General features: G+C 58.6%; 24 protein-coding genes. 11 read left to right on the top strand and 13 right to left on the bottom strand.

Going from position 1 to position 25,728, the window contains the following annotated elements:
* Positions 1-11: 11 nt before the first annotated feature.
* Positions 12-851: a BKACE family enzyme gene (locus E5K03_RS13010; protein ID WP_138007247.1), complete on the bottom strand. Its 840-nt coding sequence runs from the start codon at positions 849-851 to the stop codon at positions 12-14.
* Positions 848-1,192, bottom strand: a complete 345-nt coding sequence (locus tag E5K03_RS13005) for a hypothetical protein (RefSeq protein ID WP_321167631.1) — start codon at positions 1,190-1,192, stop codon at positions 848-850. The genes E5K03_RS13010 and E5K03_RS13005 overlap by 4 nt, the downstream gene beginning before the upstream one ends.
* 41 nt (positions 1,193-1,233) lie before the next feature.
* On the opposite strand from E5K03_RS13005, the gene E5K03_RS13000 reads away from it, so the two are divergent.
* Positions 1,234-2,337 (top strand): pyridoxal-phosphate-dependent aminotransferase family protein, encoded by a 1,104-nt coding sequence (locus tag E5K03_RS13000; protein ID WP_138007246.1) that lies wholly within the window; start codon positions 1,234-1,236, stop codon positions 2,335-2,337.
* 122 nt (positions 2,338-2,459) lie between these two features.
* Here the strand turns inward: E5K03_RS13000 and E5K03_RS12995 are convergent, their stop codons facing one another.
* Together E5K03_RS12995 and moaA are read right to left on the bottom strand one after the other, a co-directional pair.
* Positions 2,460-3,860 (bottom strand): hypothetical protein, encoded by a 1,401-nt coding sequence (locus E5K03_RS12995; protein WP_138007245.1) that lies wholly within the window; start codon positions 3,858-3,860, stop codon positions 2,460-2,462.
* 513 nt (positions 3,861-4,373) lie between these two features.
* The gene (gene moaA, locus E5K03_RS12990; RefSeq protein WP_137196184.1) at positions 4,374-5,390 is read right to left on the bottom strand and encodes a GTP 3',8-cyclase MoaA; all 1,017 of its coding nucleotides are present in this window, start codon (positions 5,388-5,390) and stop codon (positions 4,374-4,376) included.
* 201 nt (positions 5,391-5,591) lie between these two features.
* Here moaA and E5K03_RS12985 point away from each other — a divergent pair, with 201 nt between their 5' ends.
* Together E5K03_RS12985 and E5K03_RS12980 are read left to right on the top strand one after the other, a co-directional pair.
* Complete coding sequence (locus tag E5K03_RS12985) at positions 5,592-5,873, top strand: ribbon-helix-helix domain-containing protein (protein ID WP_138007244.1); 282 nt, start codon at positions 5,592-5,594, stop codon at positions 5,871-5,873.
* A complete protein-coding gene (locus tag E5K03_RS12980; RefSeq protein WP_138007243.1) occupies positions 5,866-6,150 on the top strand; it encodes a type II toxin-antitoxin system RelE family toxin in 285 nt (94 codons plus the stop codon). The genes E5K03_RS12985 and E5K03_RS12980 overlap by 8 nt, the downstream gene beginning before the upstream one ends.
* A gap of 73 nt (positions 6,151-6,223) precedes the next feature.
* Here the strand turns inward: E5K03_RS12980 and E5K03_RS12975 are convergent, their stop codons facing one another.
* From E5K03_RS12975 to E5K03_RS12965, 3 genes are all read right to left on the bottom strand, one after another.
* Positions 6,224-6,982 (bottom strand): MBL fold metallo-hydrolase, encoded by a 759-nt coding sequence (locus tag E5K03_RS12975; RefSeq protein ID WP_138007242.1) that lies wholly within the window; start codon positions 6,980-6,982, stop codon positions 6,224-6,226.
* A gap of 134 nt (positions 6,983-7,116) precedes the next feature.
* The gene (locus E5K03_RS12970; protein ID WP_138007241.1) at positions 7,117-7,368 is read right to left on the bottom strand and encodes a type II toxin-antitoxin system HicA family toxin; all 252 of its coding nucleotides are present in this window, start codon (positions 7,366-7,368) and stop codon (positions 7,117-7,119) included.
* Positions 7,369-7,629 (bottom strand): type II toxin-antitoxin system HicB family antitoxin, encoded by a 261-nt coding sequence (locus tag E5K03_RS12965; RefSeq protein ID WP_138007240.1) that lies wholly within the window; start codon positions 7,627-7,629, stop codon positions 7,369-7,371. It abuts the gene before it with no gap.
* A 463-nt stretch (positions 7,630-8,092) separates the two neighbouring features.
* Here E5K03_RS12965 and E5K03_RS12960 point away from each other — a divergent pair, with 463 nt between their 5' ends.
* The 3 genes from E5K03_RS12960 to E5K03_RS12950 all read left to right on the top strand — a co-directional run bounded on the left by E5K03_RS12960 (position 8,093) and on the right by E5K03_RS12950 (position 13,712).
* Positions 8,093-10,846 carry an ATP-dependent helicase gene (locus E5K03_RS12960; RefSeq protein WP_138007239.1) on the top strand — a complete coding sequence of 918 codons (2,754 nt, stop codon included), beginning with the start codon at positions 8,093-8,095 and terminating at the stop codon, positions 10,844-10,846.
* A gap of 9 nt (positions 10,847-10,855) precedes the next feature.
* Complete coding sequence (locus tag E5K03_RS12955) at positions 10,856-11,554, top strand: VOC family protein (RefSeq protein WP_138007238.1); 699 nt, start codon at positions 10,856-10,858, stop codon at positions 11,552-11,554.
* Positions 11,555-11,654: 100 nt separating this feature from the next.
* Positions 11,655-13,712: a glycoside hydrolase family 15 protein gene (locus E5K03_RS12950; RefSeq protein ID WP_138007237.1), complete on the top strand. Its 2,058-nt coding sequence runs from the start codon at positions 11,655-11,657 to the stop codon at positions 13,710-13,712.
* Positions 13,713-13,767: 55 nt separating this feature from the next.
* Here the strand turns inward: E5K03_RS12950 and E5K03_RS12945 are convergent, their stop codons facing one another.
* Positions 13,768-16,461 carry an AAA domain-containing protein gene (locus tag E5K03_RS12945; RefSeq protein ID WP_240730025.1) on the bottom strand — a complete coding sequence of 898 codons (2,694 nt, stop codon included), beginning with the start codon at positions 16,459-16,461 and terminating at the stop codon, positions 13,768-13,770.
* An 88-nt stretch (positions 16,462-16,549) separates the two neighbouring features.
* Between E5K03_RS12945 and E5K03_RS12940 the strand changes: the two genes are divergently transcribed.
* Positions 16,550-16,903: a hypothetical protein gene (locus E5K03_RS12940; protein WP_138007235.1), complete on the top strand. Its 354-nt coding sequence runs from the start codon at positions 16,550-16,552 to the stop codon at positions 16,901-16,903.
* A 34-nt stretch (positions 16,904-16,937) separates the two neighbouring features.
* Here E5K03_RS12940 and E5K03_RS12935 read toward each other — a convergent pair whose 3' ends face one another.
* On the bottom strand, positions 16,938-18,626 hold the full coding sequence (locus tag E5K03_RS12935) for a ribonucleoside-diphosphate reductase subunit alpha (protein WP_138007234.1): 1,689 nt from the start codon (positions 18,624-18,626) through the stop codon (positions 16,938-16,940).
* A 2-nt stretch (positions 18,627-18,628) separates the two neighbouring features.
* The gene (locus E5K03_RS12930) at positions 18,629-19,651 is read right to left on the bottom strand and encodes a ribonucleotide-diphosphate reductase subunit beta (RefSeq protein WP_138007233.1); all 1,023 of its coding nucleotides are present in this window, start codon (positions 19,649-19,651) and stop codon (positions 18,629-18,631) included.
* Between the two features lie 713 nt (positions 19,652-20,364).
* Here E5K03_RS12930 and E5K03_RS12925 point away from each other — a divergent pair.
* The 3 genes from E5K03_RS12925 to E5K03_RS12915 are packed head-to-tail and all read left to right on the top strand — an operon-like array spanning position 20,365 to position 21,642.
* A complete protein-coding gene (locus E5K03_RS12925; protein ID WP_138007232.1) occupies positions 20,365-20,916 on the top strand; it encodes a hypothetical protein in 552 nt (183 codons plus the stop codon).
* Between the two features lies 1 nt (position 20,917).
* On the top strand, positions 20,918-21,421 hold the full coding sequence (locus E5K03_RS12920) for a nuclear transport factor 2 family protein (protein ID WP_138007231.1): 504 nt from the start codon (positions 20,918-20,920) through the stop codon (positions 21,419-21,421).
* Positions 21,421-21,642, top strand: coding sequence for a hypothetical protein (locus E5K03_RS12915; protein ID WP_138007230.1), 222 nt, complete (start codon positions 21,421-21,423; stop codon positions 21,640-21,642). The genes E5K03_RS12920 and E5K03_RS12915 overlap by 1 nt, the downstream gene beginning before the upstream one ends.
* 156 nt (positions 21,643-21,798) lie before the next feature.
* Here E5K03_RS12915 and E5K03_RS12910 read toward each other — a convergent pair whose 3' ends face one another.
* Both E5K03_RS12910 and E5K03_RS12905 read right to left on the bottom strand, forming a co-directional pair.
* Positions 21,799-23,457 carry a zinc ribbon domain-containing protein gene (locus E5K03_RS12910; protein ID WP_205743000.1) on the bottom strand — a complete coding sequence of 553 codons (1,659 nt, stop codon included), beginning with the start codon at positions 23,455-23,457 and terminating at the stop codon, positions 21,799-21,801.
* On the bottom strand, positions 23,450-24,076 hold the full coding sequence (locus tag E5K03_RS12905) for an IS607 family transposase (protein WP_138007229.1): 627 nt from the start codon (positions 24,074-24,076) through the stop codon (positions 23,450-23,452). Before E5K03_RS12905 ends, E5K03_RS12910 begins: the two co-directional genes overlap by 8 nt.
* Before the next feature lie 313 nt (positions 24,077-24,389).
* Here E5K03_RS12905 and E5K03_RS17755 point away from each other — a divergent pair, with 313 nt between their 5' ends.
* Positions 24,390-24,524 carry a hypothetical protein gene (locus E5K03_RS17755; RefSeq protein WP_265338735.1) on the top strand — a complete coding sequence of 45 codons (135 nt, stop codon included), beginning with the start codon at positions 24,390-24,392 and terminating at the stop codon, positions 24,522-24,524.
* A 90-nt stretch (positions 24,525-24,614) separates the two neighbouring features.
* On the opposite strand, the gene E5K03_RS12900 is transcribed toward E5K03_RS17755, so the two are convergent.
* On the bottom strand, positions 24,615-25,589 hold the full coding sequence (locus tag E5K03_RS12900; protein WP_138007228.1) for a zinc-dependent metalloprotease: 975 nt from the start codon (positions 25,587-25,589) through the stop codon (positions 24,615-24,617).
* Positions 25,590-25,728: the final 139 nt, after the last annotated feature.

Genomic DNA, 25,728 nt, shown 5'->3' with positions numbered 1-25,728 from the left:
CGGGCCGAACGTCACGTAACGTTGAGGATCGATCGGGCCTCCGCCGGCGACGCGACAGGCCGACCCAGTTCCGTGGCGATTCGGGCCGCGCGCTCGACCAGTTGGGCGTTGCTCTCTGCGAGTTTTCCACGACGGTAGTAGAGATTGTCCTCGAGGCCGACCCGGACGTGGCCGCCGAGCAACAGCCCGTGGGTCGTCATCGGAAGCTGATGGGCACCAAAGCCAAGGACGTTGAACTCCGCGCCGTCGGGCAGGTTGTCGACGAGCGTCTGGAGGTTTCGAGGATGTGGGATCGTCGTTGTCCCGCCGCCGAAGACGAGATTGATGTACGGTGGATCGCGTAGCTCGTCGACGATCCGCAGCGACTCGTTGAGGTGGCCGCCATTGAACACTTCCAGTTCGGGTTTGATTCCGCGATCGCTCATTATCTCGTGGAGCCGATCGACCAGCTCTCGCGTATTCTCGCTCGTGAGCCGATCGTAGCGGTTCAGCGGCCCCATATCAAGCGAGGCCATCTCTGGCGCGGGATCGGTCAACAGCGGTTCGACGCGGAGATCGTCGGGTGCGGCAGTTCCACCCGTCGAGTGCTGGATGATCGCGTCTTCGGTTGCCGATCGAACTGCGTCGGTGACAGCTTGGAACCGCTTGGTCGAGAAGGCCCGCTCGCCGTTCGGTCGCCGGGCGTGCAGGTGCAGGATGCTCGCGCCCGCGGCTTCGCAGGCTGCAGCCGCCGTCGCGATCTCTTCGGGCGTTTCTGGCAGGTTTGGGTTCGCTTCCTTGCCGTGGACACCGCCGGTCAGCGCTGCGGTAATGATGATCGGCTTCTCGTCGAGATACTCGCGGTAGGTCATTCGCGATCGCCTGACTCATCGTCGGCCTGTTCTAGCAGAGACTTGTCGGTCTTCGCGTAGTAATCGTCGTAGAACTCACAGTCACTTGCGTGCGAGAGGTCATACCGGCCATTACATATGTCCGCACGCATCGGCTGGACGAACCGGTCGACCGCGGTACAGAAGGCGCGATCAACCGCAAAATCGCGGTCGCCGTGTTCGGATCGATATTCGAGCAATGGGCAGCGATCGGTCATGGCAATCCGCACGGTCGACAGCGTCTTGAAGCCGTGGGTCGCGGTGACCGAGGAGGGTTGTCGCGTCTCTGTGCTCGGAAGCAATGACGGGATCACAACTGCCATATCGTTCCGCTGCCCAACGACAGCCAACGGTGGACGATTCAATGGACAAACGCGAGTATACCGACGACTATCCAGACAAGACGCTGTACCTTCCCGGGCCCACGGAGGTCCGCGAAGACGTGATCGACGCGATGGCCCAACCGATGTTTGGCCACCGCATGGACCGAATGACTGACCTCTACACGACGATCGTCGAGGACACGAAGGAGTTCCTCGGGACAGACAACGACGTGATCATCCTCTCGGCCTCTGGGACGGAGTTCTGGGAGGCGACGACGCTGAATCTCGTCGACGATTCGATGCTCTGTCTCACCTGCGGTAGCTTCAGCGAACGACAGGCCAACGTCGCCGAGCGCCTCGGTAAGGATGTCGATCGAATTGCGTACGACTGGGGCCAGGCGGTCGATCCTGACGATGTCCGCGAGGCGCTCGAAACGAACGACTACGACGTCGTTGGCACGGTGATGAACGAGACCTCAACGGGCGTTCGCAATCCGATCGAGGCGATCGGTGACATCGTCGCGGACTACCCGGACACGTACTTTGTCGTTGATGCGATCTCCTGTCTCGGCGGGGACTTCATCGACATCGAGAAACACAACATCGACGCGATCTTTACCTCGACCCAGAAGGCGTTCGCGATGCCGCCCGGGCTTGCGGTCTGTGTCGTCAGCGACGCGGCATACGAGCGCGAACTCGAGAACGACTCCGCGTCGTGGTACGGCGGCTTCCAGCGATGTCTGGACTACTACGATCGCAAGGGCCAGACCCACTCGACGCCGGCGATTCCGCTCATGCTCGCGTATCGAAAGCAGATGAAGTACATGCTCGAGGAGGGCCACGACGCGCGCGATCGCCGCCACCGCGAGATGGCCGAATACACCCGCGAGTGGGCCCGCAATCACTTCGACGTGTTCCCCGAGGAGACGGCCGCCTCACAGACGGTAACCTGCGTCGAAAACACCCGTGGGATTGACGTCGCAGCGACGATAGAGGCAGTTAGCGAGGAGTACGATATGGTCTTTTCGAACGGCTACGGCTCACAACTTGGCGAGAAGACGTTCCGGATCGGCCACATGGGCGAACACACCCTCGAGAGTATTCGCGCACTCACGGACGCGCTCGAAGCCGTCGCCGATCTCTGAAATCCGGCTCTGTTGAATCACTAGACGACTTCACTCTCGGCCAGTAGAGACGGTACGTTCCACAATTCGTTCTAGTAAAGCCGCCGCCAGTTGCTATTGCTATCCGTGGATTCGGTTCGGGATCACTCGATCGTGAGTTCCAACTCGAACGGATACATCCCGTGTTCCTCTGGCGTCTGGTCGGGAACGCCCCAGGAGAGACCGAACAGCCCACGGCTCACGTACGTGCCGGCGGGGAGGGCAGCCGGGACCGCGTAAGTCGAGGCGAGATCGTCGCCGGCATCTGCCGTCTCCAGCACCTCGCTGTCCGAGCGGCTCGATTCGGCGTCCTCGATAGTGGTATCGACGATCTCTAGCGATCGCCGCTCACCCTCGTGGCGAACCCAGAGCGCGCTCGGCAGCGCGCCCCGGCTCGTGAACGTGTACGGCCCCTCCACGTCGCCGTCGGCTTTCTCAGGGGCCGGCGAAACCGTGAGCGTAAACTCCAGTTCGGCACCGCCGTCCGCCGTGACAGATACATTCACCGGAAGCCGATCGTACAGCGGCTCCCCGACAGCGATGGCGTACACCGTGTCGTCGAGCCGGTAGTACGGCGGTGTGTCGTATTCTGCGGCGAGGTCGTTGTAGGCGTCCGGCACGTCGTCGGTGAAGTACTGCCTGCGGTCCGGAGACGGTAGCGCTGGTCGCCGGTGTGGCGACGACAGTGCACGCTCAAAGAACGCGACAATTTCGTCGGCGAGTTCGGATTCGTCGACCACCGGCTGGCCCCACATGTCCGCCTCTGTCAACTCGCGCGCCGTAATTGTGTACGGAGGATTCTCATTTTCGACGGTCGTACGGATCTGGGAGACGCCGAATTGGTCTTCGAGGTAGTCGTACTCGTCGAGGAAGGCGTCCACGGATTCCGGGAGGACACATCGACGGTACTCCGCGCGTGGAATGTGCGTGCCAGACGCCGTCAACGCGTCGACGAACGCCTTTACCGCCGCAGAGCGGTAGTCCTCGCGCTGTCTCGCCTCTCGCAACACCCGGTCCTCGTCGTACTCCTCGGCGTATTCGTCCAGAAGCTCCGCGACGAACGTCGGCAGTGTCGGGTCGAACACGTACCGTGTCTCGTCCAATTCGACATACGGCTTCAGCTCGCCGCGATCGTACTCGCGAAACTCGTCGACTGCGGCCAGCAGGGCATCACTTGGATCGTCGGTCTCGAACGTTCCATTGCGGGCCTCAGAGAGTGGATCACGCAGTGCGGACGGGATCTCGTCTTCGGGGACGACGTCGTCCGGATCGATCCCGCGGCCGCGCGACGGCTCGTATGCGTTGACGACGTAGCTTACGGGCTGGAGTTCGATGTCGGTCATCGCAGTCGTCTCGTCGTCGGTTCCGCTCTGTTTGTCAGTCTCGGTTCCGTTCCCGGTGCCGGTCCCATTCGTCGTCGGGTCCGTATCGGTCTCGTCCGCGGCGCACCCGGCGAGTGCGACGAAAGAACCGCCAATAACGGAGAGGAGGGCTCTGCGGTCCATAATCTGACGTTCGGAACGAACGATAAAAATCTTCTGTGGATAATCAGGGTCGTGTCTCGGTTGGAGTGCGTAATTGAATCTAAAGAGTACAGCGAGAGTTCCACGGGTTTCCGAAAACGTCCGTTTTCGGCTTTCGCAAATCTTCGATTTGCTCAACACCTGAGCCGTGGGTGAATCGCGTACGCTCCTCGTCATAATCCACGGTTTTATTTCGCATCAACTCGTTGAGTCTGATAGGAACTCACCGTTAACAACCTCTCAAAACCCACGCACTGAAACATGGTAAGACGTGGTGAGACGGGTGGTGTCGAGTCATCGTAAAGTGGCTGGCCTTCACGGACACGAACGGCGTGTTCGGGTGTTACTGGTTCCACGCGACCAAACGGGAGCGCGAAGGGAATTAAAGATTCGCACGCTTTACCGCCCGATTCTGGGCGTGACGTGTCTCTGCGAACGCCACGGGTCACCCGACCCGTGGTACTTTACCGGGGAATAAAATCCAATTATATTTCGCTACCAGTCGCCGTCTAAGTACTTCTCGTTGAACTCCCAGCCCCCCTCGCCGTCGCGAACCATGTACTCGCCGTAGTAGGGGACCCGATCGGCCACGGTCTGTCTGAACGCCGCCCTGATTTCGGGTTTCGTCATCTCGCCCATCGGCTTGAGATCGTCGTTGCGGTTCAAACACCCCTTGAGGTAGCCCTCGTGGGTCACCCGGACGCGGTGGCAGTTCGCGCAGAAGTTCGCGTTCTCGACGGGATCGACGATCTCGACCATGCCGCCGTTGACCCAGTAGCGCTTGCGGTTGTGCATCTCGCGGTGTTCGACCTCGTCGGCGATGTCTGCGAGCCAGTCGTGGACCCGCTGGATGTCGATGTTCCAGTCTGGACGGCCGGTGAGTTCTGGCATGTACTCGATCAACTGTAGCTGGAGGCCGTCGTTCTCGGCGACGTGGTCGACCATCCCCTCGACGTAGCCGGCGGTGCGTTCGAAGACGACCATGTTGAGCTTCACGGGATCCAATCCTGCGTCGAGAGCGGCCTGAACACCCTCCATGACCCGCTCGTACGCACCTGACTGGGTGATCTCCGCGAACGCCTCCGGATCGAGCGCGTCCTGGGAGACATTTACTCGTTCGAGTCCTGCATCGACGAGGTCCGCAGCGCGGCCGGGCAGGAAGGTCCCGTTCGTCGTCATCGAGACCTCCATGCTGTCGGGCGTTCGCTCGATGATCTCCTCGAGGTCTTGTCGAAGCATCGGCTCGCCGCCGGTGAATTTCACCTTGCCGACGCCGAACTCCTCGGCGACCTCCAGAAAGCGGACCACGTCGTCGGTACTCATCTCCGATTCGGAGGGCTCCATTGGTCCCCGAGTGTCGCCCAGCCCTTCGTTGTGGCAGTACACGCAGTCAAAATTACATCGATCGGTCAACGATACCCGCACGCCGGTTACTTCCCGACCAAAATCATCCGACAACGCGGTGCCACTCCCCGGCTGCGCGTCGACGCCATCCCCGTCTAGAACGCTCATGTTCGATCACAGCATATGATTGAGGATAAACGTGCGGGTCGATCGCACGAGTGTGTAATGACAAGCGGTTACGGATAGCGGCAATCGTGACAGTGAACGACTGCAATAGGTTTCTATCTCTCCTATCGAATCTCTGAGAAGTACACAGCAAGCAGAATTCCGGCGAAACGACTATTGGTAAGATCATCGTATTACGTACGTATGTCTGAAGCGGCCACAAACGACAACGGCACGGATGACATTGTCACGGTGAATTTCAAAGTCACCGAGTCGTTTCTTGAGAAAATAGACGACACGTGGCAGGGACGCGGATTCAACAGCCGAAGCGAGTTTATCAGGTACACACTTCGAGATGCCGTCGAGTTTCCGACGTTCGATCGCGATGAACTTATCGCCCTGCTTGAAGCTGAGGAGGATATTCGCGAGGGACGAACGATGAGCGCTGCGGAGGCCCGCGAACAGTTTGGCACGAGTGATGAATGACGAAGAGTGGACGTGGGAACTCTCCTCAAATACCCAAAATGACCTCGGTTCGCTTTCTACCGCCGAGCAAGAACGGATACTCGACAAACTCGACGAGATCGTCACCTCACCGTGGCGTAACCCGCCCGACTACGGCGAACCGCTCCAGAATAGCCCGTACAAGAAAATTCGTATCGGGGAGTTCCGCCTTTCTGTGAGCTTCCATGGAAATGACAAACGACTGGTCGTTGCCCGTATCAAGCGTCGTGGTGGGGCATACACCGCTGACGACGATTAATACGCCCGAGAACGCTCGGTAGAATTCATTTTAGACGAGCGAGGCCAATCTACGCCAACGATTGACGAAACACTCAGCGCTCGAGTTCGATCTGCAACCCATCCTGGGCGACCCGAACAGTCCCGTCGAATGACTCCGCGACGGAGGCGCACATCTCGTCGTGTTTGCCCTCCGTGTGCGGGTACTGGTGGGTCAAGTAGAGCCGATCGACCGTACTGTCTTCGAACGCTTCGCCCAACTGCGACGGCGTCGGGTGGTTCGAGACGTCAATCTCGTCGGGGAACGAACAGTCGTGTGCGACGAGCGAACAGCCCTCGAAGAAGTCCGCGATCGATCGTTCGGCCTCGGTGTCGCCACTAAAGCCGAACTGTGGCGAGTCGGATGGGGTTTCGGCGATTCGGTAGGCGTTGCCCGCCATCGAGTGTGTGGTTTTCGTGGCCTCGACGGCGAAGCCTGCGACCGTGTGGCGATCGCCGGGTTCGATCTCGCGGAATTTTAGGTCCATCCGATCGTCAAGATACGAATGCACGTCGAACAAACCGTCGACGAGTGCCTCGGTGCCCGGCGGACCGACGATTTCGAGATCGGTCTCGCCGGCGAGCCACCTAGCTTTGAGCAGGACAAACAGGTCCGAGACGTGATCGAGATGGTGGTGGGTCAAAAGTACCGTCGAGATTCCCTCGTAGCCCGTGTCAGTTTGTGAGAGCCGGTGGAGGATCCCGCTGCCGCAGTCGACGAGCAGCGATCGATCGTCAGATTCGACGAGCAGTCCGGTCTGGACGCGATCGGGCGTCGGCATCGCCGCACCGGTTCCGAGAAACGTTACGTGCATACCGGGTGGTGGCGGGCGATCGACAAATCGGTTGGGGCCGTGTACTGTTGTTCATATTTGGCTCTGTTGAAATCCTATACTTCAGACACAGTATCGACTGAAACAGCCGGTTGATGAGCGGTGCGAACTGAGCGTTACAGATTCTGATTGATCCACTGACACCACGCGTGAAAATCGTTCGCGCCACACTGCTGAGCGATGGACTGGAGTGTCCCGGTTGGGATGTCGTCCGCCGATTTCATCGGAACCGTCACGATACGGACTTCGTTCGTGTCTGGCGACTCGTAGCGGAGTTTCAGATGGCTCCCGACGCGGCCTGTCTGCACGAATCCGTGGTCAATTAATACAGCTGCGATTTCACGCCCGGAAAAATTCGTCCGGATCATCTACCCCATAAACTCTGGGAGCTCCTTGGTGCCGGGCCCAATATCATCGAGCCCCCACTCTTCGAGGTCTTCGTCAGTGACTGGCTCTCCGCCACCCTCGTGCAGTTCGAGGGCTTCCGCGAGCATTCGGAGTGCTTCTGTTTTTGTCTCTCCAAAAGAGGCAACGCCAGTTTCGAGGTCACGAGCTGTAATCTTCCCGTCATCTTCGTGGATGAACTCTACTCCTTCTTCGGGTGACTCGTCACGCGTTGCACTGGCCATATTCTAAATTGGCGAAACGAGCGAATAAGTGTTCGGTTGGCCACCTGTATTGACCACACTCGGGTCAAAATATATCGCCTGCAGAGGATTTCAACAAAATCTCATATTTTTAAAACGTAGCTCACGCAAAATACACAGTCAATGCTGGAATATCCGGCACTGCTGCGATCGCTGAATTGTGGCATCAAGTGAGGGAGCGTATCACGCGTTGAAGAGCGAGATTTCCACCTGTTCATCCGATAACGGTGCGAAGAATGCGTTCGTATCGACTGCCGCGATCACGCCTCAGTCTCCGAGTCGTCGTCTTCCTCGTTACCGATATCACGAGGATATTCACCACGAATCCAACGCATTTGGCTAATTTGACCTTCTTCCAAAGAGACCTGATCTCGCGCAACGCCGCTCGATTTAGGGATACACCAAATTGACTTACCCATCCGACCCCTACTCTCGCACAGTTCTGATGGACGTACGTGAACGGTTGCTTGGGATCGATCGATCGTTCGAGTTTGACCCAGAGACGGTCACGATCGCCGATGAGGACGTCTTCGATCGGTTTGAACCCGTGGTCAAAGAGTGGTGGCTCGATGAGTTCGGCGCGTACGTGGACCAAAACGAGGGGCTGTTTACGCCGCCCCAACGCGAGGCGATCCCGCTCATCGACGAAGGCGAGAACGCGCTCGTCTGTGCGCCGACCGGCAGCGGCAAGACGCTCTCGTCGTTCGCAGCGATTATCAACGACCTCTTTCGCCGCGAGCGCGACGACCCCGATGGCCTCGAGAACTCGGTGTACTGTCTGTACGTCTCGCCGTTGAAGTCGCTCGCGAACGACATTCACCGCAACCTGACAGTTCCGCTCGAGGGAATCACCGATCGCCTCGCATCCCGCGGGATCGACACCGAAATCCGCCACGCAATACGGCACGGCGACACCGAAAGCGCCGATCGCCAGCGGATGCTCAAAGAAACCCCGCATATCCTCAACACGACGCCGGAAACCCTCGCAATCTTGCTCAACTCCCCGAAATTCAAAGAGAAACTACGGACCGTCGAGTACGTCATCGTCGACGAGATCCACAGCCTCGCCGAAAACAAGCGTGGGACGCACCTCGCGGTCAGCCTCGAACGGCTCGAAACGCTCACAGAGCACTCGCCGACGCGGATCGGCTGTTCGGCGACTGTTGAGCCCTTGTCGACGATGGCGCAGTTTCTCGTTGGCCGCACGGAACCTGCCGGGGAGTCCAGACCGTGTGAGATCGTCGACACCCGGTTCGTTCGGGACTTCGATATCAAACTTGAGTGTCCTACTGACGACCTCATTGATACGCCTCGAGAGATCGTCCAGGGGCGGTTCTACGATCGCCTCCACGAACTCATCGACGCCCACACGAATACGCTCGTCTTCACGAACACGCGATCGGGCGCAGAGCGGGTGTTACACAGCCTCCGTGATCGGTTCCCCGACGCCTACGACGAGGACAACTCGGGGTGTCACCACGGCAGCCTCTCGAAGGAGCGCCGGCGGACGATCGAAACCGGACTCAAAGCCGGTGACCTCGACGTGGTGACGACCTCGACGAGCCTCGAACTCGGGATTGACATGCCACACATCGATCTGGTCGTCCAGGTCGGCTCGCCGAAGTCTGTCGCCGCGCTGTTACAGCGAATCGGCCGGGCGGGTCACCGGCTCGGCCAGACTGTTGAAGGGCGGGTGATTGCGCTCGATCGCGACGAACTGATCGAGTGTGCGGTGATGCTCAAGAAGGCCGAATCAGGGTTTGTCGATCGCGTCTTCGTGCCGGAAAACGCCGCCGATGTCGCCGCCCAACACGTCTACGGGATGGGAATAAACGGCGTCAAGCGCGAAGCCGACCTGCGGGCGACACTCGAACGCGCGTACCCGTTTCGCAACTACACTGATGCGGAGTGGGAATCGCTCATGCGGTACCTCACCGCGTCGTATCCCGGCATGGAAGACAAAAACGTCTACGCGAAGATCTGGCGGGACACCAACGATCGCCCCGACGGCGAGCATCACTATCCCGACTTCGACGTGGGCGAACCGCTCATCGGCAAGCGCGGACGGCTCGCGCGGGTGATCTACATGACCAACATCGGGACGATCCCCGACTCGTTCACCTGCGAGGTGTTTGTTCGCGGGAGCGACGAGTGGGTCGGATCGCTCGATGAGAATTACCTCGACACCCTCGAACCGGGCGACGTGTTCGTCCTCGGGGGGCGGAACTTCGAGTTCCGCTACCGTCGCGGCTCGAAGGTGTACGTTGATCCGACGAGCGCTCGCCCGACGGTCCCCTCGTGGTTCTCAGAACGTCTACCGCTGTCTTATGATCTTGGCCGCGAGATCGCCGCGTTTCAGGGTGAAGCAGTCGATCGCCACGAGACCGGCGGGATTGCAGGCCTCCGGTCGTGGCTGCGGGAGTTCCCGATCGACGAAAACAGCGTCCGTGCGATCGCCCGAACGATTGAAGAACAGCGCGCGTATCTCGGTCCAGAAGGGATGAGCACGCCCGATCGACTCGTCGTCGAAACGGTGCTCGACCGGACCGCGTACCGGCGGCGGTTTTACGTCCGCTCAACGTACGGTCGTCGGTTTAATGATGGGCTCTCTCGATTGGTCGCGTACCACTGCGCTCAGCGTGCGACTGCCAACGTCCAGGTCGCGGTCGCGGACAACGGCTTCTCGATCGAGATGCCGCTGAACCGCAAGGTCGACATCGCTGAGATCCTCCGGTCGATCGGACCCGACGAGGTAGCCACAGAGCTACGGGCGGCGATCGACGGGACTGATCTGCTGCAGCGATACTTCCGCATCAACGCAACCCGATCGCTCATGATCCTCAAACGCTACAAGGGCTACGAGAAGTCTGCGGCCCAACAGCAGGTCTCAAGCGAGATGCTGCTGTCGTTTGCCCAGGAGCTCGATTCGTTCGCGGTCATCGAAGAGACCTACCGAGAAATCCTCGAAGACAAACTCCACGTCTCGGCGATCGAGGACGCGATCGAACGGATCGCACGCGGCGACCTCGCGGTCGTCTCTCACGAGGTCGACTCGCCGAGCCCGCGATCGTTCGGATTGGCGACGCTTGCGGCCAGCGACGTGGTGCTCGCCGAAGATGAGTCCGCGGTCCTGCAAGCGTTTCACGCGCGGGTTCGCGAGGCGATCGACGAAACAACTGAGTCCGCGGCGACTGACTGAAGACCAATCATGCAATTCACTCATGTAACCGTCCCGAGCTGCGATCCGATCGCCCTCGCCGAGTGGTATCACAGTGTATTCTCGCTGCCGATCGAGACGAGTGCTGACGGCGCAACCGCGTTTCTCCCCGACACCGCGGTGTCGTTTGCGGAGGTGGACGATCACGCGCCGTACCATCTCGCATTCCGCTCGCTCGCCCCTGCGGCGGCGATTTATGAAAGCCTCCAGCGGCAGGATTTAGACGGGCGATCGACGCCCGTTTCCGTGGAGGGAGAACCGACGATCCGGTTCGACTTTCTCGACGCCGACGCCACGTACTTTCTCGATCCGGAAGGGAACATCCTCGAGTGTCTTGCCTACGATCGTGACGTTGACGGTCAAAACGCCGATGAGCACGCCGATCGATCCGAATTGATGAATGAGGCGCTTCGATCGGTAACCGAAGTCGGACTCCCCGGATCTGATCCTGTCGCGCTTCGGGAGTGGCTCATCGAAACCATCGGACTGGGGACGATCGGCTCGCCGAGCCCCTCGTTCGCGTGGGTCGGCGACTTCGAAGCGCGCTTTGTCGTGGTCCCTGCCGGCCGAGAGTGGTATCCGACCGATCGACTCTCAGGGATTGATCCGATCGAGGCGACGGTGACCGGTGCCGGCGTCACTGGCCGACACGAACACCCCACAGCGCCGTACACTGTCGTCGTTGAGTAGGCCTATCGGTAGACCGGACGTAGCGCACGGATTTGGCCGTTCGGTCACTCGTCTGCACGACCCCACTAGTATCTTCCCACTTGCCGTGGTATATATTCGCATGCAAGAGCCACCGATCGAGTTCCAGGTCCCGAGCGACAAGGACGCGATCACGAGTTCGCCAGCGGGCCGGAGCCAACACGTCCTCGTAACGGCGAATCGCTATGCAGACAATCCTCGGACCGAGTACCAGGGCGCGATCGTCGAAGAGACCTCGGCGTTTCGGTCCGACGTGGAACTGTTTTACGACCTCCACACGGCCGTCTGGGACGGCGATCTCGAGGAGACCCACGACGTGCGAAACGACGCGATCGACAGCGAACTCGACTGGCACTCCGCGTCGGTACCGGCGCTACACCTCCGAAACAACTTCGAGTTCGGCGACGAGACCACGGGTTCGATTACACAGCGACTCCTCGCGAGTTCAAACCAGTGTTCGATACTCCTCCACAACCGCGCGACGTTCGACGAAGCCCACGAGCGAACGCTCTTTACGGTGTTCAATCTTGGAATCAACGGACACAGCCACGAGCATCCTGATGCCGTCCAGGCGGCACACGTCGTCCACGCCAACGACTGTGACGTGCTCACTGCGACTGACGGTACGCGACACGTCGCATTCGCACAGGCCCACAATGGAATCCAACGGTTCGACGGCCATCGAATCGGCCACGCTGGCGTCAAAGATGGGCTCGAACGCAGCGCGTGGACGGACATCTACGAAGAAAACGACGGATGGATCGACAACACCGAAAACGGGACCGGCGACCTCGACGCGGGGTTCGGCCTCTACGCGGGCGAAGCGTCCACTGTCGAGTGGCTCACCGCGATCGGATTCGCGACCGAAAGCGAAGCGCACGCGATCGACCACGCCAGAGCCGCGCTCGACACCGGCTACGACGCCGAACAGGACGCCTTCGCCAGCGCGTGGGAGGGGTGGCACGACGGACTTCCGTCGCGAGCGCTCACCGACAACGGGGTCGCCGATCGCTACCGGCGGTCACTGACGAGCCTCAAGTGCGCGGAGGACCACTGTCAGGCCATGATCGCCGGCGCGTTCAAACCGAACGACATGACGTACAAGTTCATCTGGCCGCGCGATCAGGTGATCATTATCCAAGCGCTTGCGGCTGCCGGCGCGATCGAAGAGGCGACGCAGTCGCTCGAGTGGCTCGATCGGGTCCAGATCACCGACGACGATGCGGAGACGAGCGACGATCGCGGAATCGATCGGCGGGGGACGTGGTGGCAAAACTACTACACCACCGGTAAACCTCACTGGCGAGCACTCCAACTGGATCAGGTGGGCGGGCCGATCTACGCCCACTGGCTCCTGTGGCGTGAGACTGGCGACGATTCCCTCCTCGACGCGCACTACGACATGAGCGAACGCGCTGCGAGATTCCTGCTGGAGTGGGACAACGGATACGGTTTCCCGAAGAAACACCAAGATCCCTGGGAGGAGGTCTGGGGCTACTCGACGGAGGGAGTCGCCTCGGCGATCGCTGGGCTCCGCTGTATGGCCGAACTGGCAACCGCTGTTGGTGACGACGAGTTCGCAGCGGTCTGTCGCGAACGCGCCGACACCTGGGCAGACAACATGGAGACGTACTGTTACCGAGAGAATACCCCTTACGGAGATCACTACATCACGGCCGCCAAACCTGAACACGGGGACGCCCCAGCGCAACGCCCAGACGCCGCGGCGTTCATGGCTGTCTGGCCGTGGAACGTCCTTGATGCTGACGACGAGGGAATCGCCTCGACGCTTGTGCTGGCCGATCGACCTCCCTGGTGTGCAAGCGAAACCCCATGTCTCGGGCGATACCCTGGTGATACGTACACGCCGACTGGAACCGCCGAAGACGGCGGTTGGCCGCTGTGTGAGGCCTACGCTGATGTCGTTCGGTGGCAATCTGGCCTCGATCCCGATGCGGTTTCGGAGTACATTTCAGAACACGCTGCCGAGTGGACCACTTCTGCTGGCCTGTTACCAGAGCGCGTGGATGCCGACGGGACGGTGAGCTGGAACTCGAACCTCCAGTGGAGCCAGGCGATGTATATCCTCCTCGTCGAGAGCCATCGCCGCGGAGAGCCCTATGGGCTTGCGCCGCGGTAGCCAGAAGTAGTCACGACCGCTAGCTCCTCAATCGGCTATCAAATTAAGTCCGTGTTCACCGATCGGCCCACTGCAGCATCCGATCGTAGAACGGCTCTGAGGCGAGTGCCTCGCGATCGCCGACCAACACGAGCGCCTTCTTCGCCCGCGTGAGCGCGACGTTCACCCGGCGGTAATCCTCGAAAATCGGCCCCGCGAGGTCGCCGGTCGCGACGAACGAGACGACAATGACCTCCTTGCTCGATCCCTGGAAGCGATCGACTGTGTCAACGGTCACATCCACGCGTCGAGAGATCTCTGCGACCTGTGCGCGAAACGGTGCGATCACGCCGATCGCATCGGGGTCGATCCCAGCGTCAATGTACGCGCGAACGATCTCGGCGACGCGATCGGCCTCAGTGGGATTGGCGTTGCCCTCGCGGGTCCCATCGGGATCGACAAACGACACCTGCTCGCGGATCGCTGCCGGCAGCGTGGCTGTGTCGACGCCGAGATCTGACAGCGACTGGGCTGCGACGGCCCCCGTTGCGGGTCTGAGTTCACCATCGTAAAATTCCACCGAGGGGAATGCCTGAATCCGCTGGGCCATGCGATACTGGCGATCGAGCATCACTGACGCAGCTGGATAGGCATCGATCAGTCGCTCGAACAGCGAGGTTTGTAATTCAGTGTCGGCTCGGACAACCGGCGGGAGCTGTTCGTGGTCACCGACGAGGACGAACCGATCGGCGAGGTTGATCGCCGCGAGCGTCGCCGGCTCAGTCAGCTGTGAGGCTTCGTCGACGAGCGCTACGTCGAACGTCTCCTCGGCCAGCACCCGCGAACCACACGAGGTCGTCGTCGCCGCGACGACCGGCGCGTCACGGAGCTGTTTTGCCTGCGTGTGTGGGTCGCCGCGGGTCTCTAACCGGAGGTCGAGCATGTCCGATCGAATCCCGGATTTCGTGCCGACGCGAACAGCGTCTTCGAAGCCTTGCTCGCGCAGGGCTTCGAGGGCGTTGTCGACCGCGCGGTTTGTAAACGCGGTGAGCAACACGCGATCGCCTCGATCGACGAGTGCGCGAATCAGCCGTGCGATCGTGTACGTCTTGCCGGTCCCCGGTGGCCCGTGAATCAACGCACAGTCGTCGGCTCGCATGCCGAGGTTCACCGCCTCGTTCTGGGCGGGATTGTTGTCAATATACGTCCGCTTCTCACCGCTAAATTCGGGCTCCCGTCGCTCGAAGAGAACGTCCTTGCGATCGGGACTGCGTTTGAGCAGTCCGTCGTGCAACGCCGACAGCATCCGATCGACGGACAACTCTGTGGGGTACACGTCGAGGCGGCGAACTTCGACTGGCTCGTCGGTCGTCACGGTGATCTCTTCGCCCAGCCGCTCGATCCGACAGAGTTCTGCGTGCCCGGCGACCGGGTTGCCGTCGCTCGCGAGCGCCACGTCGCCTTCTCTGAGCTTCGAAACTGCGTCGGTCGTCGATCGCGCGCGGAGCCGCCAGCGGTTGCCGTCGATCGGCTCTTTGCCCTCGTATGTGAGTCCGATCAGCGCGCGATCGTCCGCGGCGCGTTCGGCCGCGGTTTGCTCCCAGAGTTTGCGGTACTCGGCGTGAACAGTCTCGCGTTCGGCCTCGATCGCCTCGTAGAATCGCTCGAAGTACGCCTGTTCTGCATCCGGCAGCGATGAGCCGATCGCACCGGCCTTCGATCGCTGGTCTAATCGCCCGGAGACGACCATACAGGTATCCTGGACGAAACAGTACTCACACTTCGCGTCGGCCTCGTATCCCGTTGGAATTTCGCCAGCAGCCTCCATCGCCGCGAGGTGGTTCCGACAGCGGACAACGTACTGTAAGAGCCCGCGGCCGATCGAGAACTCCTTGGCTGGCGAGAGGTCCCCCGATTCCTCGGTCCGCTCGAGGGCGCTGTTCTTTGTGTACAGTAGGGTTCCAGTGTTGACCGGCACGCCGCGCTCTTCGAGCATGAGCGCGTAACAAGCCGCCTGGATCTTGTCCTGAAAGCGCGGTTCTCGTCCGGTGTTCTTGCCGGTCTTTAGTTCGACAGGCATCCCACGCCTCAGTGCGTCTGCACGGCCTTTCAGTCCGAACGTCGGGCTGATGAGCGTGTACTCGGATCGCCAGTTGTCCTCTTCGGTGAGCGTGCCCTGTGCGAGCCAGCCTTCGATCGCCGCGGCGTTGCGCCGCACCTCGTCTTCGACCTCTTTGGGTTCGTAGCCGAGCAGACCGAGTTCGAGGGCGGCCTCCTCGACCCGATCGGCGATCGACTCATCGAGGTCTCGGCCACGAAGCAAGTCGCCGAACACCTCGTGGACGATCGTCCCCTTGATGACGGGATATTTCAGCGGGACGCTTGAGAGCTTGTTCAGGTAGTACTCGCGGGGACAGCTCACCCAGTAGCGGATGTCGGTAACGTTTACGAGAAAGCCGGGTTCGAGCACGACGTAGGACGTCTTTTGGGTGCCGTATTTCGTCTCGCCGTTGTACTCGCGTTCTTTGGGATCGGTGACGAGCAGTTCCATCCCCGCTTCGGCGTACGATGCTGTTTCGGCCCACTTGCCCCAGACGGTCGCCGTTGTGAGCCCATCGGTTACGATCGGGTCGTCCCGAGCGGGTGCCGATCCCACGTTTTGATCGTCTACGCGGAGGGTGAACTCCGCGAGCGATCGCTCGCCGTGTGCCGTTTCAACGGTTTTGGGCCCGTCGATGTCGACGATCGAGCCGCGGAGGGTCGAAGCCACTGTCACATCGTCAGGGCCCGACCGTACAAAAACGCTGGCAGTCGATCGAAGACGGCAGAAAAAAATACCTCTCGCTCCGAGTAGGCCCATGGCAGAGCAAAGCGACGCGGACCTCCCAGGCGGGATCCAGAAGTTCATTCGGCTCTTCGTTATCGCCTTGATTGTCCTGTCGGTTCTCACGTCCGCGGCGCTGCTCCGATCGGATGGGGTCACCCTCAATACGGTGTCAAGCGTGTTCGTGAACCTCTACGTCGCCGGACTCGTATTTTATGGCATCTTCTACAATAAGATGAACTCTCGGCCGTTCCGGATCGCGCTGTACGGTGGCGTCATTCTCTGGGGGGTCACGGACCTACTCACCGGCACCGAAACGACAATGACGTACCTGTTGATCCTCGGCGGGGGTGCGCTCGTGACACGCGAGGCATTCCTCAAGAACTGACCCCTGTACGCAGCACTCACCGCATTAGGAGAGATCAGCTCTCACAGGCTCGACACTCAAGAATATTCCGACTGAATTTCTGTGCAGCATTCACGCTGTTTTGGTAATAGAGACTTTTGACTCCCTTCTTCCAGGCTTCTATGTAGAGTTGATTGATCTCTTTGACGCTCACTTCACTGGGGTCGATTGAGACGTTCACACTCTGTGCTTGGTCTATGTGCTTCTGTCGCTGCGCCGCCTGATTGATGATCGCCATCTGTGGTATCTCAGCGAAGGTTTTGAAGACCTCTTTCTCTTTGTCCGTCAGACACTCAAGATGTTGCACACTCCCGTCTTTGTTTGCGATGCTGTCCCAGACTTCACGCTTGTCCTTGCCTCTCTCCGCCAGTATCGCTTGGAGGAATCTGTTTTTTTGCGTTGACTTCAGCTTCGCACCGTCTCGCACGAAGTAATTCGACTTCAGCGGCTCAATACTTGGACTGACTTGGCCCAGAATGACACTGCTCGATTTCGTCGGAGCCACACTCATCGTCGTTGTGTTCCGTCTGCCGTAGCCCTCAAGCATCTCTGGCTCACCAAACTCGTCGGCCAGTGCTTCACTCGCCTCGTAGCTCCGCTCTTTGATCGTCCGGAACACCTCCTCGTTTTTCGGCATCGCCTCCATACTGTCGAAGGGAATCATCTTACTCTGGAGGTAGCTGTGCCACCCGAGAACGCCGATCCCTATCGCTCGGTGTCGCTTCGCAAACCGCACAGCCCGCTCCATGAACTGTACCCCATCTGCCTTCTGGATGAACTCCTCCATCACTGCGTCTAAAAACCGCGTCAGTGTCTCCACTGCATCGGTCTCTTTCCAGTCGTCGTATTGGAGGGCGTTCATGCTTGAGAGACAGCAGACAAAGCTCTCATCTGGCGTGGCTGGCAGTGCGATCTCGGTACACAGATTGGACGCGTTTATTTGATAGTCCTTGTCTTTGTACACCTGTGGTTTTCCCTCATTCATGTTCCCCCGGAAAATAATATATGGGACGCCGATGTTGATCCGGGTTTCAATAATTTTTGCCCACGTCTCTCGTTTCTCTGTGTCGCCGTCAATCATCGCCTGGAACCAGTCATCACCGATGATGACGCCATAGTAGATGTCCTGCACAGGGTCTCCTTCGGTTTTGATGTTAAGCCATTCTTCCAGGTCATCGTGTTCAACGTCGATATAGCCCGCAAATTGCCCTCTCCGGGTTTCACCCTGGCTGATGACGGTGATGATCGTGTCGAACAGTTCTGTGAAACTGTAACTCCCGTTACTCTTGCCGTTGTTCGTTATCGGGGTACCTCGTGGTCGCAGGTCACCGAAGTAGCCGCTCGTACCGCCACCCAACTTGGTCATCTCACCCACCTCGGCTTGAGTGTAGAGAATACTCTCTATGGTATCTTCCATGTAGCTGCCGAAGCAACTGATCGGAAGGCCTCTGTCTAATCCGAAGTTGGACCACACTGGGCTGGCGAGACTATAGAAGCCACGGCTCATGTACTCGTAGAACTTGTCTGCGAAGCCCTCGTCATCGAGGATCTCTTCGGCGCGTTCTGCGATCTGTCTGACCCGCTCTTCCGCTTCGACACCCTCAATTAGATATCCTTCTCTGAGAAATGCCCTACTGTCCTCGTTCAGCCAGTAGAACGGTTCTTCGTGCTGTGCCTCAACTCGATCGAGTGCTGTTTGTGCCATTGTTAGAATATGTCCTCGGCGGTAACGCTTTGTGTGTGTTTGTTGTACGTGGTTGACCGTTTACTGAAGAAGTCGTTATCCTTCGTCATCATAATGTCCTCATCGAACCAGCGCGTCTCCGCAAGCAGGTCATCATCCGTCTCGAATATCGATTCCACATCGACATTTTCTAGGCTCTGATTGAACCGGTCTCGCAGAAACGCATCAACATGTGCCCGTGGAAGGAACTCTAGCTCGCCATCACTGAATATCCAATCCAGAATCTCCATTTCCGCTTCGTAGGCCTGTCGACAGGCCTCTTGGATATCTTCCGCAAAGTCATCATCGAAGAGGTCCGGATTCTCCGCTCTGATTGTTTCCACCAGTTCGACCCCGAACAGACCGTGAATCTGCTCTTCTTTGCTGGTTGCTTCGACAGCGTTCGCTATCCCCTTGAATCTCTTTTCGTGCTTATCGAAGCTCGTCATTATTAGGAACTGGCTGAACAGCGACACATGCTCGACAAAGGTGCTGAACAGCAGGATGCCCATTACATACTCCTGTTTGTCGTCACCGTCACTTTTTTTCAGATACGCATCGAGATACTCGATTCGCTTTTTCATCGCTGGCACCGCAGTTACCTGTTCGAAATCGTCTGTTATCCCCAAAATATCGAGGAGGTGACTGTAGGCGTCCATATGCCGTACTTCACTCTCTGCAAAAGTCATGCCCACATTCCCAACTTCGGCCTTGGGCATCTCCTTGTAGATATCCGCCCAGAACGTCTTCACTTGCACCTCAATCTGCGCAATCGCCAACATCGTCCGTTTGATTACGGTCTGCTCAACCGGGGTTGTGTTGACCTTGAAATCTTGGACGTCCCCATCGAAATTGAATTCTGTGTGTACCCAGTAGCTGTTCCGTATCGCCTCAACGTAGTCGAGAAAGTCGCTATACTCGTAGGGCTTCAGCTGTTTTCTCTCTGAGAAGATGTCCGTCTCTGTATCTGTGGCTGTACTTGTGTTTGTATCCTCGCTTTTACTCATCGCGGGTCACCTCAAACGTAACCGCTAGCGTTGGGCTGGCTCTGTCACTATCCAACATCGGTCTGGTGTGTCCGATCGCAGTTGTGTCGGTTAGGATATTTTCTATCATTTTCGTGTCTCGAATGGACGTGTCGTCGTGGTTGCAGTCCAGGTAGTTCATTTGTGTTCTGAGTTTCCTTGCCCCCACAGTCCATTATATAGTGTTCAACTAATGCACCTACAGCATGTAGTGATGAGAGCAGGATGATAAGTCTTTGCAAGCCAGATAGTATTATTACAAGTAAGATTGATTTCTCGATCTTTGCACGTCATGAATGCCCGGGTGACCTTGCTGAATCAACCAGGGGTCTCTCCGAACATGCTGAGAAAATCCATAGGTGGATTGCACAAAAACAGGAGTTCGGTGTTCGAGAGAAGCACGGTATAAAACCCGCGCGTTGTATCTATCGCCACGTCTTGTGACAACGGACGTAGACAACTATAGTATCGTTTGCAACTCTTTGCAACAGCTATCTCGAAATGTAGTCCCAGAGTGCGTGAACCAGCAGTTCCTGCGAAGTGGAAAATAATTGTAAATGTTACTATATTTCGCTCGTCTTGATACGAGTCACAACAATACACGCCGTCGCAGATCCCCCTGCGATCGACAGTGCATCGACGCAGGTCCCACCGCGATCGACATTCTCATACGATCGCCCGTTGTACACCAACGTATGCGCGTTCGAGACTGGCAGGATATCCTCGCGGACGTAACGGACGGATCGGAAGATCCCGACGGCTGGCGTGCGATCGCCGGACAGCGTCGTCAGGGTGTCGGCGAAGATCTCTTTCTCGGCCACCCCGCGATCGGCGTCTACCAGCTCAAGACGTACGCGAAAAACCCCTACGAGGTCAAAGGCGTCGGTGCCAAGGTCGCCCGCCGGATCGACGACGAGCTCGATCCGCTCTTACCGGGCCGCGATGACGGGGGCCGATTTGCCGTTCGCAAGCCCCCGGAAGACGAAGACCAAGCAGAGACGATGGCAAAGCGGCTCACCGAGACATTGCGGGTTCACTCAGAAGCACCGACAACGCCTGATGACCTCTTTACCGACGTGATGGACGCGATCGAGAGTCCTGCCTACGGGCCGATGGAGTTCGAACTCTCGGATCGGCCCGATCGGCTCGACACCCTCTCGGACACCTTCGAAGAGGCTGAATCGCTGTTGAGCGCTGAACTCGACGATCTCATCGACGAGGACGGCGTCGATCGCGGGTTCCACTGAAATGAGCCGCGATGAGTCGATAGACCCTGATTCGCCGTTTTCCCCAACTGACTCGCCGCACGAGACGATCGAAACGTACTACGAGACACTGCGCCGCGGCGAGCCGCTCACTCCCTTTTTCAGCGAGGACCCGCAGGCGGTCAAACTCGGAATCGAGGAGACACTCGTCGGCTATGCCGACATCGCCGACGGCCTGAGCAGCCAGACCGATCGGACGAGCGAGTGGACTGTCGAAAGCAACAGCCTCCGCGTCACCGAACGCGACGCGTTCGCGTGGTTTCACGACGAGGTCCGGCTCTCGTGGCACGACGATCCGACCGGAACCGATGAATCCTACGACACTCGGTGGACTGGGACACTCGAATATCGCGAACCGGTCGATCGCTGGCAGTTCGTGAGTCTCCATGTATCTGTTCCGGTCGATCGGGGCAAGCCCGAGACTGAGCGATCAGATGCGGATGTGTTGTTCGGGTCCGAAGGTGAGCACGAACACGGTGGCTGCTGATGGTCGGTCCGAGCATCACTGCCGAAGAACGCGATATCGCAAACCGGCGGCTCAAATACGGATTTGTGCTGTTGGTCGCGGTCTCAGCGGTACTCATGAGCCTCCAGATCGACCCGACGATCGAACAGGTCGCCGCTGTCTTCGTCGGCGGACTCATCTTTGGTGCCGTCCTTTTGTGGTTTGTATTACGAAACCTCCAGAAGTTTTACTACCGGCTGTGAACACCTGAATCCCCAGTTGCACCGTTCCTATTTTCCGTAGCAATTGGTAGTGACTCGTGTAAAACGGGTCACGCCAAGCATCGCTGGGCTTGATGCAGAAGGGTTGCTACTATTGGTTTTCGTCTCTGTCGGGGTGACAGCGGGCGCTATCACGCACTACCCGCCACCAGCAGTCACCTCTTGCTCCGACTGTCCGGTAAACGCTACAGGCGCGCCACCGAACGTGAGACGCGTGCCACCGTCAGAATCTGATTCTGACGTGGATCGAAACGCAGTTCGTTGCTCTCCAGCGGAACGGCTCGCTGGCACGATTTCAGCGTCTCCCGTATAGGAAGACGTGAACTCGTGTTGCAGCGAGCCGGTGTCGCTGAAGAACACCCGAGCCACATTGACAGCCCCAACGTAGTCACGGTCGGCTTCGAAGCCACACCGAGCGTTGTCACAGCGGAAATGCCCGCCCCACCACACCTCGAACGAGTGCTCCGGTGATTTCGTCGTGTGGCCTGTCGAGCCGCATCGAGGACACGATCGGGACGTGTTCTCTGGATGCACACGGTCTACGTGTAGTCCAACGATTTCCGCCCGGTACTCGATCTTTTCAATAATTTCCCGGCGTGCCCATGAGGAGAGTTCCCACGAGAGTTGTCCCTCGCCGCGCGGTGGCGAGAGACTCCGCAGGTCTTCGTGAACGATCGCATCCACGTCGTACACCAACGCGAGTGCGAGGACTTGGTTCGCAACGTCGTGGACGAGTTGTTCACGCTTGTGGCGGATCTTGTTGTTGACTCGCTCATATTCTGCTTGCACGTGTTTGAACGAGTCTGTGTGGTCGCGTCCGTTTCGACGCAAGTGTGCGAGTTTGGCGTTGATTTGGTTGCGTTCGTGAGCGAGATTCTGCATCCTGTCTCGTTCTGTGTTCTGGATGAAATACGGGACCGACCGTTGTTTGCCATCCTCGTTCATAACGATTGCAGTCGCGTCTTTTCGGAGACCGCTGTCAATGGCGACGACGGTTTCCACGTCGTCTGATTTCTCTTGGTGTTCAATTTCGACGGGGAACGCAAGTTCGTAGTATGTCTCTCCGGTTTTGGTCTGTGTGGGTTGAAACGAGGGAGCAGAGAGACTGCCATGGTCAAGCAGGTCGTCGAACGCGTCATATCCTTCCAGTTCGTGTTCTGTCCACGTCCAATCGCCACGAGTTTCCGGTTCGAGTGTATCTGGGGTTTTGAGTTTGACCGTGAGTATCTGGGTGTCTTCGTCGTATGTGTACTTTACCGCCTGTCCCGAGGTGGGGCCATCGTCTGCGGAGTACGGGAGGACGCCTTTTGCGTACGATGGGCACGCTTGGAGATCGAAGTACGTCTCGGGGAATCGCCCGTGTTTGTCGTAGTAGGAGTTGAGCTGTCCGATGAGCACGTCGACATACCCCGATGTGAGGTATTCTCCAGCGTCCCAGAGTTGGGTTTTGATTCGACGGGTGTCGATGCGTCGGATCTTGCGGTCAGAGAGAACGGATTTGATTGACTGGAATGCGTTGCGCTTGTCGGCGTGACTCCGAAGTGTCTCGCCGACTTTCTGCAGGATACACCGCTTGTACCGTGATGGGAGATAGCAGTCAATGTCTGTGAAGGCTTCGGCTTCGTCAAAGTATTTCCACGCTCGGTATGCGTATTCGTCAATTCCTGACAGGTGTTCAGCCCTCCAGTACGTCTCAATGAGCGTGTTTGCGACGGTGGTTGTGAGTGCGTCTAATCGAGCGTGGCGCTCTTGTCCTTCGAAGGGGAGGCGAATCGGGAGTGAGAGGTGATTACTCATCAGTATCCACCGCTGTTTGCACAGTTTCGACGAGTTGATTGCGTTTCGAAGACCGCATTCCGTAGAGTTTGCCTGCGAAACTGGCGACGAGCTGGAGCAAGTCATCTACGAGTTCTTCGTGTGCAGTTTTGTCAGTTTCTTCGTTGATGACCGTGATTTCAACCCCGTACTGGTTGAGGAGGCGTTCGAGGTAGGAGAACCCGAATCTGGTGAGTCGATCTTGGTACGTGACGAGAACGCGGCCGTAGTCAGCGTTGTTTGCGTCGTCTAGGAGGTTGTTCAGCCCACGACGATTCTCGTTGAGACCGCTTCCAACGTCGGAGTATGTGTTCTCGATACTCCAGCCGCGGTCATGTGCGTATTTGGTAAGCGATTCGAGTTGTCGGTCGAGGTCGCCGTCTTGTTTTTGTGCGTGGCCTGAAACTCGGCCGTAAATAGCGACTTTATCGGTCTGTTGTGTGTCTCCAGAGAGTCGCAAGAGTTCGCGATGGGGGATACGCCGGTGGCCGCCAGGTGTTCGTGTGTAGTCGATTTTTTCCTCACGGCACCAGTTTTTGACGGTTTGGGTGTGGACTCCGAGTTCATCAGCAAATTCTCCCACGGAGTACGACCGGGGCATGTAATTATATTATACTGTTTACTACTTAATACTATTGAATTTTGTAGCAGTTACGCTACCCTGTTCTCAGGCGGTGACACGTGAACACCTACATAAGCTATAGGTAGCCATGTTCGGAAATAATCGTACTTTGTGAACGACGCCGCTCCCGGCCGATCGGATGCGAACGGCGATCGGATCAGCGCGCTCGTGGTGGTGTCTGGAATATAGTAGCGTTTGCAATTATCTTCCCACTTTGCAGGAACTGCCGGTTCACGTTCTCTCAGACTGTATTTCGAGGTGGCTCTTGCAAAGAGTTGCAAACGGTACTCTAATGCTGGCCGACTACGGCCTGAGCGTGCCGGTCGATCGCCGTGAGTCGATGTCCGATCCTGGACACTCGACGACACCGAGCGGGACTGGGTTCGGGCTGAGCATCGTACGCGAAATCGTCACCGCCCACGGCTGAGCGATCACCGTGACCGAAGGCTCTGCAGGCAGGGCTCGATTTGAGATTACTGGCCTCGAATTTGAGGGCTGACTGGCCGTCGTCGGCAACTTACGGGTCGACCCGGCGGAGCCACGCCGCAGGATCGTCGATCTCCGCGTCGGTTGGCAGATTTGCTGGATCGGCCCACACAACACTCGCAGCGCCGATCCCGCGAGCGTCCGCGACTGCCTCAAAAAAGCGTGCGCCGCGTTCGTACTGCTGGCGTTTGATTCCCAACCCGAGCAGTCGGCGCATGACCCTGGCGATCGGCCCCCCACCTCGCCGTCTCGCGTCAAGCTTCCGGCGGAGATCGGTGTAGTCGTCGTCGAACGCTCGATCCATGAGCAGTTCTGCATAGCCCTCGACAGCCGTCATCGCGACGTTCAGCTCTTTTAACGGCTGGCTGTCGAGTGGTGCCGACCGTAGTGATATCGAGCCGATCGAGGTGACCGCCTCGTGCATCCGGCTCTCGAGGTATTCGGGCAGCCACGGTGCCGCGCCGAACTCCGCAGCGTGAGCGACCTCGTGGAAGGCGATCCAGCGCCGAAACCGGGGATAGGAAACACGAAGCTCATCGGCGACCCGGAGGATGTTTGGCCGCACGAAGTACAGCCCGTGCTCTTCGGCGTCTGCCAGCAACAGCGGGTCGTACTGCCCGAGGACGTTCTTCGAGAGAAAGCTCAGGGTAAACGCCATCGTCCCGGTGTTAACAGAGCGCGCGATGTCCGGAAACAGTGTGTCGGCCTCCTCCTCGATCGGCTTCATAACCCGCCGGAAGGTTTCAACGTTGGCGTCGATCCAATGGTGGCGGTTTTGGACCTCGATCGCGTTCGGCAGGTCAAATTCAACCTCGCCGATCGTCCGAAGCCGATCGCGGGCGTCCCGGACGTCGTTGGCGTAGCCCGCCTCCTCGTCCGGAGTGAGCGTGATGTCGCCAGGCTCTGTGGCCGCCTTTGCGGACTCGGCGACGGAACCCCAATCAATGACACCGGTGCCGGTCGATCCGGCGTCCGCGACCGCTCGGACGCTGCGGTACAAGTTCATACGCGAGATTAGCGATCGGGCCCCAAAGCGCTTGTGTCGGGTACGATCGACAGTCACCAACACACGACTCCGATCGACCAACAGGTGTCAAAACAGTACACTACCCGGCTGATTGAACCGATATCGCGGTTTTCATGTA

Source organism: Halalkalirubrum salinum (assembly GCF_005543295.1).
Classification (GTDB): Archaea; Halobacteriota; Halobacteria; order Halobacteriales; family Haloferacaceae; genus Halalkalirubrum; species Halalkalirubrum salinum.
Note: the sequence above shows the minus strand (reverse complement) of the source record. Positions and strands in the feature narration are given on the sequence as shown.

Bases quoted from the DNA above. Each gene is read 5' to 3' on its own strand.
- E5K03_RS13010 (WP_138007247.1), bottom strand. From the start codon at position 851: ATGACCTACCGCGAGTATCTCGACGAGAAGCCGATCATCATTACCGCA.
- E5K03_RS13005 (WP_321167631.1), bottom strand. From the start codon at position 1,192: ATGGCAGTTGTGATCCCGTCATTGCTTCCGAGCACAGAGACGCGACAA.
- E5K03_RS13000 (WP_138007246.1), top strand. From the start codon at position 1,234: ATGGACAAACGCGAGTATACCGACGACTATCCAGACAAGACGCTGTAC.
- E5K03_RS12995 (WP_138007245.1), bottom strand. From the start codon at position 3,860: ATGGACCGCAGAGCCCTCCTCTCCGTTATTGGCGGTTCTTTCGTCGCA.
- moaA (WP_137196184.1), bottom strand. From the start codon at position 5,390: ATGAGCGTTCTAGACGGGGATGGCGTCGACGCGCAGCCGGGGAGTGGC.
- E5K03_RS12985 (WP_138007244.1), top strand. From the start codon at position 5,592: ATGTCTGAAGCGGCCACAAACGACAACGGCACGGATGACATTGTCACG.
- E5K03_RS12980 (WP_138007243.1), top strand. From the start codon at position 5,866: ATGAATGACGAAGAGTGGACGTGGGAACTCTCCTCAAATACCCAAAAT.
- E5K03_RS12975 (WP_138007242.1), bottom strand. From the start codon at position 6,982: ATGCACGTAACGTTTCTCGGAACCGGTGCGGCGATGCCGACGCCCGAT.
- E5K03_RS12970 (WP_138007241.1), bottom strand. From the start codon at position 7,368: ATGATCCGGACGAATTTTTCCGGGCGTGAAATCGCAGCTGTATTAATT.
- E5K03_RS12965 (WP_138007240.1), bottom strand. From the start codon at position 7,629: ATGGCCAGTGCAACGCGTGACGAGTCACCCGAAGAAGGAGTAGAGTTC.
- E5K03_RS12960 (WP_138007239.1), top strand. From the start codon at position 8,093: ATGGACGTACGTGAACGGTTGCTTGGGATCGATCGATCGTTCGAGTTT.
- E5K03_RS12955 (WP_138007238.1), top strand. From the start codon at position 10,856: ATGCAATTCACTCATGTAACCGTCCCGAGCTGCGATCCGATCGCCCTC.
- E5K03_RS12950 (WP_138007237.1), top strand. From the start codon at position 11,655: ATGCAAGAGCCACCGATCGAGTTCCAGGTCCCGAGCGACAAGGACGCG.
- E5K03_RS12940 (WP_138007235.1), top strand. From the start codon at position 16,550: ATGGCAGAGCAAAGCGACGCGGACCTCCCAGGCGGGATCCAGAAGTTC.
- E5K03_RS12935 (WP_138007234.1), bottom strand. From the start codon at position 18,626: ATGGCACAAACAGCACTCGATCGAGTTGAGGCACAGCACGAAGAACCG.
- E5K03_RS12930 (WP_138007233.1), bottom strand. From the start codon at position 19,651: ATGAGTAAAAGCGAGGATACAAACACAAGTACAGCCACAGATACAGAG.
- E5K03_RS12925 (WP_138007232.1), top strand. From the start codon at position 20,365: ATGCGCGTTCGAGACTGGCAGGATATCCTCGCGGACGTAACGGACGGA.
- E5K03_RS12920 (WP_138007231.1), top strand. From the start codon at position 20,918: ATGAGCCGCGATGAGTCGATAGACCCTGATTCGCCGTTTTCCCCAACT.
- E5K03_RS12915 (WP_138007230.1), top strand. From the start codon at position 21,421: ATGGTCGGTCCGAGCATCACTGCCGAAGAACGCGATATCGCAAACCGG.
- E5K03_RS12910 (WP_205743000.1), bottom strand. From the start codon at position 23,457: ATGAGTAATCACCTCTCACTCCCGATTCGCCTCCCCTTCGAAGGACAA.
- E5K03_RS12905 (WP_138007229.1), bottom strand. From the start codon at position 24,076: ATGCCCCGGTCGTACTCCGTGGGAGAATTTGCTGATGAACTCGGAGTC.
- E5K03_RS17755 (WP_265338735.1), top strand. From the start codon at position 24,390: ATGCTGGCCGACTACGGCCTGAGCGTGCCGGTCGATCGCCGTGAGTCG.
- E5K03_RS12900 (WP_138007228.1), bottom strand. From the start codon at position 25,589: ATGAACTTGTACCGCAGCGTCCGAGCGGTCGCGGACGCCGGATCGACC.